Origin of the sequence: Bacteroides sp. (assembly GCF_030151085.1) — a bacterium.
Taxonomy (GTDB): Bacteria; Bacteroidota; Bacteroidia; order Bacteroidales; family Bacteroidaceae; genus Bacteroides.
Window position 1 is genome coordinate 1 of sequence record NZ_JASLER010000030.1, and the last position, 7,914, is coordinate 7,914.

Annotated in this window: 5 protein-coding genes and 1 pseudogene; 5 read left to right on the forward strand and 1 reads right to left on the reverse strand. The window is 41.4% G+C overall.

The genetic code is table 11. The annotated features are described in order from the left end of the window. The 5 genes from Q1W14_RS05290 to Q1W14_RS05310 all read left to right on the forward strand — a co-directional run. Window positions 1-710 (forward strand): CTP synthase (locus Q1W14_RS05290; protein WP_300699746.1); only part of this gene is annotated, 710 nt, incomplete at its 5' end. A gap of 29 nt (window positions 711-739) precedes the next feature. Continuing rightward, window positions 740-2,590, forward strand: coding sequence for a membrane protein insertase YidC (yidC, locus tag Q1W14_RS05295; RefSeq protein WP_300699747.1), 1,851 nt, complete (start codon window positions 740-742; stop codon window positions 2,588-2,590). Window positions 2,591-2,679: 89 nt separating this feature from the next. Next, entirely contained in the window at window positions 2,680-4,011 is a 1,332-nt protein-coding gene (locus tag Q1W14_RS05300) for an MATE family efflux transporter (RefSeq protein ID WP_300699748.1), read from the forward strand. A 192-nt stretch (window positions 4,012-4,203) separates the two neighbouring features. Beyond that, entirely contained in the window at window positions 4,204-6,351 is a 2,148-nt protein-coding gene (locus Q1W14_RS05305; RefSeq protein ID WP_300699749.1) for a S9 family peptidase, read from the forward strand. A gap of 143 nt (window positions 6,352-6,494) precedes the next feature. Further along, on the forward strand, window positions 6,495-7,613 hold the full coding sequence (locus tag Q1W14_RS05310; protein ID WP_300699750.1) for a DUF418 domain-containing protein: 1,119 nt from the start codon (window positions 6,495-6,497) through the stop codon (window positions 7,611-7,613). Window positions 7,614-7,707: 94 nt separating this feature from the next. On the opposite strand, the pseudogene Q1W14_RS05315 reads toward Q1W14_RS05310, so the two are convergent. Beyond that, a pseudogene (locus Q1W14_RS05315) lies at window positions 7,708-7,914 on the reverse strand (hypothetical protein); the annotation flags it as partial.

The window sequence follows — 7,914 nt, forward strand, 5'->3', positions numbered from 1 at the left end:
ATGACTTGCAAGATGCTTACAAGTCTATCCGTGAAGCTCTTTCACAAGCAGGAACCTACAATGACCGCAAGGTATCAGTAGATTTTGTAAATAGTGAGAAACTGACGGAAGATAATATAGAAGAAGCTTTGAAAGGCATGTCGGGTGTATTGATCGGTCCGGGCTTTGGCGAACGTGGCATTGCCGGTAAGTTTGTAGCTATTAAGTACGCACGCACACACGATATACCTACATTCGGTATTTGTCTGGGTATGCAATGTATTGCTATTGAATTTGCACGCAACGTATTGGGTTATGCCGATGCTAACTCACGCGAGATGGATGAAAAGACCCCTCACAATGTAATAGACATTATGGAAGAACAGAAGTCCATTACTAATATGGGAGGTACCATGCGTCTGGGAGCTTACGAATGTGTATTGCAAAAAGGTAGTAAAGCATTCAAAGCATACGGAATGGAACATATCCAGGAACGTCATCGTCATCGTTATGAATTCAACAATGCATTCAAGAACGAATATGAGGAAGCCGGCATGAAATGTGCAGGTATAAATCCGGAATCGGACTTGGTAGAAATCGTTGAAATACCCAAACTGAAATGGTTTGTCGGTACTCAATTCCATCCGGAATATGGCAGTACAGTATTGAATCCGCATCCATTGTTCGTAGCGTTTGTGAAAGCAGCTATCGAAAATGAAAAGCATTCATAGTTTATAATTTATAATTCAGAATTGATTACATGGACAAAAACACCATCACGGGTCTTGTTTTAATTGCTATTTTGTTAGTAGGTTTCAGCTTTTTAAGCCGACCAAGCCAGGAGCAACTGGATGCACAACAGCACTACTATGACTCTATTGCCCAAGTGCAACAACGGGAAGCAGACCTGAAAGCTAAAACAGATGCAGCTCTTGCTAACGAAAAAAGCGGGGCAGCTACAGCCGTTGACTCCACTACCCTCTTCTTTGCAGCAAGTCAAGGAACTAACTCACAGATAACCATCCAAAACAATCTTGCAGAGATAGTAGTTGACACCAAAGGTGGGCGTATTGCATCGGCAACACTGAAAGAATACATGGGGCAGGATAAAAAGACTCCCGTCACATTATTCAGCGGAGATGATGCTTCTATGAACTTCCTCTTTTACAATAAGAAGGGAGCCATTCAAACGGATGATTACTATTTCACTACTGTAAACCGTACAGATAGTACAGTTACTATGCGCTTATCGGCAGATAGTGTAAGTTATATTGATTTCACGTATGCCATGCATCCGAATACCTACCTGATAGATCTTTCTATCCAGGCAGTAAATATGGAAAACTTGCTGGCAACTACCAACAATTTCCTAGACATTGAGTGGTCACAACGTGCACGTCAGATAGAGAAAGGATATACATACGAGAACCGTTTGTCGGAACTTACTTATAAAAAAGTGGGTAATGGCACTGACTATCTATCCGCTAATAAGGACGAATCGAAAGATATTCCCGAACGTTTGGATTGGATAGCCTTCAAAAACCAATTCTTCTCCTCAGTCTTCTTGGCTGACACCGACTTTGAAAAGACCAAGCTTAGTTCAAAGATGGAAGCCCAAGGCAGTGGTTATATAAAAGATTACTCTGCCGAAATGAGCACAAAGTTCGATCCAACTGGCAAAGAAGCTACTCAATTGTACTTCTACTTCGGTCCGAATCATTACAAAACATTGACTGCTCTTGACAAAGGACGTACAGAGAAATGGGAACTGAACCGTTTGGTTTACTTAGGCTGGCCGGTTGTTCGTCAGATTAACCAATGGTTTACTATTAATATCTTCGACTGGTTGTCCGGTTGGGGACTTGGCATGGGTATCGTATTGCTGCTTATGACATTGATTGTAAAAGCTGTTGTATTCCCTGCTACTTGGAAGACATACATGTCATCTGCCAAAATGCGTGTATTGAAGCCGAAAATTGATGAAATCAATCAGAAGTATCCCAAGCAGGAAGATGCCATGAAGAAGCAGCAGGAAGTAATGGGACTTTATAGCCAATACGGTGTTAGTCCGATGGGCGGATGTCTGCCGATGCTGATACAATTCCCTATCCTGATGGCATTGTTTATGTTTGTACCAAGCGCTATTGAACTCCGTCAACAGAGCTTCTTATGGGCAGACGACCTCTCTACTTACGATGCGTTCATCAACTTCCCGTTCCATGTACCCTTCCTGGGCAGCCATCTCAGCTTATTCTGTTTGCTGATGACGGTAACCAATATCTTGAACACGAAGTATATGATGCAACAGCAAGATACAGGTGCTAACCCTCAAATGGCAGCTATGAAGTGGATGTCGTACTTGATGCCTGTAATGTTCTTGTTTGTACTGAACGACTATCCTTCGGGATTGAACTACTACTACTTCGTCTCTACTCTTATTAGTGTGGTAACAACTATTATTATGCGTAGAACCACCAATGAAGAAAAACTTTTGGCTCAATTGGAATCCAATAAGAAAGATCCGAAGAAGATGAAGAAAACCGGTTTCGCAGCTCGTCTGGAAGCTATGCAGAAGCAGCAAGAACAGATGAAAGAAAGGCAGAAGAAGTAATTACATATTTTAATTACTAACTTATAAGGGCTGCGCTATATTTTATGTAAAGCGTAGCCCTATTTTTATCTTTAATTTATAATAAACACATGAAAACTAAATATACTTATAAGCAAATCTGGCTTATCTCTTATCCTATCCTTATCAGTCTTCTAATGGAGCAGATGATAGGTATGACTGACACCGCATTCCTGGGGCGTGTAGGCGAAGTGGAACTGGGAGCATCTGCCATTGCCGGTATATTCTACATGGTCATCTTTATGGTGGCTTTTGGTTTCAGTATCGGAACACAAATCCTTATTGCACGGCGTAATGGTGAAAAACGATATAAAGATATAGGAGAGTTGTTTTATCAAGGCATCTATTTCCAGATTGGAATGGCTGCGATAATGTTTATCCTTTCCTATTGCTTGTCACCGCTAATATTAAAACGTATTGTCAGTTCGGAGCATATATACGAAGCCGCTATCAGTTATCTACATTGGCGGGTATTCGGCGCTTTCTTTTCTTTCAGTGCAGTGATATTCCGTGCTTTCTTCTTAGGGACTACCCTAACTAAGACTCTGACTCTGAATTCCATTGTGATGGTACTGAGTAATGTCGTGTTCAACTATATACTGATCTTTGGTAAATTTGGTTTTCCTGAGCTTGGTATTGCAGGTGCGGCTATAGGTTCATCATTGGCCGAATTGGTATCACTGATATTCTTCATCCTGTATACCCGTTACCGCATCGATTGTCGTAAATATGGTTTGGACCGTATTCCTAAAATCAATTTTGGAGTACTGAAACGAATGCTGAATGTTTCTTTGTGGACAATGATACAGAATTCCGTCTCATTATCCACTTGGTTCCTCTTCTTCCTCTATGTAGAACACATGGGCGAACGTTCATTGGCCATCACGAATATCGTGCGTAGTGTATCGGGCATTTTGTTCATGGTGATGATGGCATTTGCTTCTACTTGTGGGTCATTGGTCAGCAATTTGATCGGCTCAGGGAATACTGATTGTGTGCAGGGAACTATCCGTCAGCATGTACGCATCGCCTACATATTTGTACTCCCATTGGCACTACTGTTTACACTATTTCCGAATTTAATATTAGGAATCTATACAGATATGGTCGATCTGCAGCAAGCGTCCGTTCATTCCCTTTGGGTAATGTGTGCCGCCTATCTGTTCCTGGTGCCCGCCAATGTTTATTTCCAAGCCGTTTCAGGTACCGGAAATACACGTACAGCATTAGGCCTGGAAATGGGAACATTAGTTATCTACGTCGCCTATATCACCTACATTATCCTTTATTTACAACTTGACGTAGCTATCTGCTGGACATCCGAAATGGTTTACTCCACCTTCATATTCCTCTTTAGCTGGATGTATATAAAGAAGGGAAACTGGCAGGGAAGAAGAATTTAAGTTAGTTATGAGTGATTTTTTAGACATAAAAACAAAAGAACATATTATTTGCTACAGGCTTACTATATCCTCTTATCCGTGTGAGGCAACGCACTTATATGTGTAAGCTCACACACTAATCTGCGTTGGGCAACACACTTATCTGTGTAATTTTGTATCTTTGCGTCAATTAATCGAAAATGAACATCATATATGAAACAAGTAAATCTATTGCTTATGTCAGCAGCTATGACATTAGCCTCCTGTGGAGGAACAAAAGATGCCGGGCAAGATGCGGCAACGCTTATTCAGCGTTCGGAGGACATTAAGATCGAAGGCAAGCGTATGACTCCCGAAGCATTATGGGCTATGGGACGTATCGGCAGTATCGCCGTATCGTCCGACGAAAAACAAATTGCCTATACGGTAGCTTACTACAGTGTACCGGAAAACAAGAGTAACAACGAAGTATTCGTTATGAATGCCGACGGTAGTGGTAACACACAAATTACCCGTGACGCTTGGCAAGAAGGACAACCAACCTGGATCAAGGATGGTAAAAAGATCGCCTTCCTCTGCAACGAAAGCGGCAGCAACCAAATTTGGGAAATGAATCCCGATGGTACCGAGCGTAAACAGTTGACCGAGTATGACGGCGATATCGAAGGCTTCTCCTTCTCTCCCGATGGTAAGAAACTACTTTTCATTGCCCAAGTAAAGACCGTAAAGAGCACTGCCGACCAGCATCCCGATCTACCTAAAGCAACCGGTATCATCGTTACCGACCTGATGTACAAACATTGGGATGAATGGGTAACTACAGCTCCACACCCTTTTGTTGCCGACTTTGACAATACTGGTATCAGTAATATAAAAGACATCCTCGAAGGACTTCCGTTTGAAAGCCCGATGAAACCTTGGGGTGGTATCGAGCAACTGGCATGGAGTCCTTCATCAGACAAAATAGCCTTCACCAGCCGCATGAAGGTAGGATTGGCTTATGCTATCTCTACCGACTCTGACATCTACGAGTATGATGTTGAAAAAGGCGGATTTATCAATCTTTGCAAGAAAGATGCCAAAGCATCGGACGGCAAGCAGGAAATGGCCGGATACGACACCAACCCGCAATACTCTCCCGATGGCAAATACATCGCTTGGCAGAGCATGGAGCGTGATGGTTACGAAGCAGACCAAAACCGTCTGTGTGTAATGGACCGTGCTACTGGTGAGAAGCGTTTTGTCAGCAAAGCATTCGAATCAAACGTAGATGCTTTCTTGTGGAACAAAGATTCTCAAAGTATTTACTTCACCGGCGTTTGGCATGGCGAAATACAAATCTATAACATCAATCTTGCAGATAATGATAAGTTGACTCAACTCACCGACGGTATGCACGACTATGGATCATTTGCCCTCTGCGGTGATAAAATAATTGCTAAGCGTCAATCTATAAGCATGGCTGATGAGATTTATTCTTTGCCCCTCAAATATACCAGTGATTTTGCTGAAGCTACTCAGTTAACATTCGAGAACAAGCAGATATATGACCAGCTTGAAATGGGAAAAGTAGAAGCTCGTTGGATGAAGACTACCGATGGCAAACAGATGCTTACTTGGGTTATCTATCCGCCTCAGTTTGATCCGAACAAGAAATATCCAACTATACTTTTCTGCGAAGGTGGTCCGCAAAGTCCTGTTAGCCAATTTTGGAGCTATCGCTGGAATTTCCAGATTATGGCAGCCAACGATTACATTATAGTAGCTCCTAATCGTCGTGGTCTTCCCGGCTTTGGTGTAGAATGGAACGAAGCTATCAGTGGCGATTACGGTGGTCAGTGTATGAAGGATTACTTCACCGCTATTGATGAAGTAGCTAAAGAGTCGTATGTTGACAAAGACCGTTTGGGCTGTGTAGGTGCCAGCTTCGGAGGTTTCTCTGTATACTGGCTTGCCGGTCATCACGACAAACGTTTCAAAGCCTTTATCGCTCACGATGGTATCTTCAATATGGAAATGCAATATTTGGAAACAGAAGAGAAATGGTTTGCCAACTGGGATATGGGTGGTGCCTATTGGGAAAAAGACAATAGCATCGCTCAACGTACTTTTGCCAATTCCCCGCACAAGTTCATTGATAAATGGGATACTCCTATCCTCTGTATCCACGGAGAAAAAGATTTCCGTATCCTTGCCAATCAAGCAATGGCTGCCTTCGATGCTGCTGTAATGCGTGGCGTTCCTGCCGAGTTGCTTATCTATCCGGATGAAAATCACTGGGTATTGAAACCTCAGAACGGCGTTTTGTGGCAACGTACTTTCTTTGAGTGGTTGGATAAATGGCTAAAACCAGCTAAATAATAAGATTTCAAAGATTATACATAAGTAGTCCTCGGCTCTTTTATTAAGAACTGGGGACTACTTATTTTTTTAATCATGAAATATAAATGTTATTTTTATATCTTTGCAGCCATAGCACAAATAAACTCATTTAAAGTAATATTATGAATCAGACATCAAAGATGAACCGGGTCGACTCAGTCGACGCACTACGTGGTTTTGCTGTAGTTGCAATCATGTTGCTACACTTTATCGAACATTTTATTTATGGCGTTTATCCCGAAGCTACATCCGAAACGGCAAAACTTCTCAATCAAAGTGTTTGGGACGGTTTATTTTTTATCTTCGCAGGAAAGAGTTACACTATTTTCGCTCTACTTTTTGGCTTTACATTTATCGTTCAACAGCGTAATCAGGAAGCAAAAGATAGAGATTTTGGAGGACGCTTTGCATGGCGATTGGTGATATTAATGTTATTTGCTACTCTCAATGCCGCATTCTTTCCGGGAGGAGATGTTTTGATGCTTTTTGCTGTAATGGGATTCGTAATGATTCCTTTACGCAGATTATCAAAAGGATGGTTGTTAGCGATTGCTATGCTATTTCTAATTCAGCCTATCGAACTATTAGAGTGCTTGGGAATTAATTTCATGCCCACAATGCTCAACGAATCTTACTACCCTACATTAAAAACGATTACAGACTCCGGAGAATTTTGGCCAATGATAGTAGCAAACATCACCATCGGCCAACTTGCAAGTTTGTTTTGGGCAATTGATGCAGGACGATTATTGCAAGCTCCGGGGCTCTTTATTTTAGGAATGATATTGGCTCGCGGCGATTATTTCAGTCGTGGTGTAGAGTTTTGGGTAAAAACCTTTATTGTGGGATTTATCGCAAGTTTTGTGCTATACGTTGCAAAAATGTCTTCTTCCAACTCGTTGCAGATCATTCTTACAATGTGGTATAACATTGCTTTTACAGCTCTACTAGTTTCAATCTTTGTAATACTCTATCAAAGTGATATATTCCAAAAAATGACCAATGGATTGCGTTTTTATGGTCGAATGAGCTTGACTAATTATGTCAGTCAATCAATCATTGGTAGCTTGATTTTCTTTCCCTACGCACTAGGTTTGGCTTCAACGCTCGGCATTGCCTGGAGTTTCATTGTAGGACTTATAGTGATGTTCGCTCAAATCCAATTCTGCCGTTGGTGGCTCAAAAAACATAAACAAGGTCCGCTTGAATCTATTTGGCATAGAATTACTTGGTTGAAGTAAAGGGAAATATAACCAATAGTTCCAAAGTCTATAACACAACAGTCCCCGATTCCTTTACAAGAACCGGGGACTGTTGTGTTATACTTCCTTCAGATCACTTACTCAAATGCAAATGAAAATATTTCTTCATAAATAGAATATAAATCAAACTCAAAAGAAGAATACAGCTTATCAAATAAATAGAGCTATAGCCCTGACAATAAATAAATCCGATTATTACTGCCGATTGCACCATCATATAAACAAATGATACCGCCACATGAGAAATCTTCAACTCATTAGCCATGATCTGATACAGATG

What these genes read in the sequence shown, in the direction of transcription:
- Q1W14_RS05300 (WP_300699748.1), top strand. Translation starts at nt 2,680, where the DNA reads ATGAAAACTAAATATACTTATAAGCAAATCTGGCTTATCTCTTATCCT.
- Q1W14_RS05310 (WP_300699750.1), top strand. Translation starts at nt 6,495, where the DNA reads ATGAATCAGACATCAAAGATGAACCGGGTCGACTCAGTCGACGCACTA.
- Q1W14_RS05305 (WP_300699749.1), top strand. Translation starts at nt 4,204, where the DNA reads ATGAAACAAGTAAATCTATTGCTTATGTCAGCAGCTATGACATTAGCC.
- yidC (WP_300699747.1), top strand. Translation starts at nt 740, where the DNA reads ATGGACAAAAACACCATCACGGGTCTTGTTTTAATTGCTATTTTGTTA.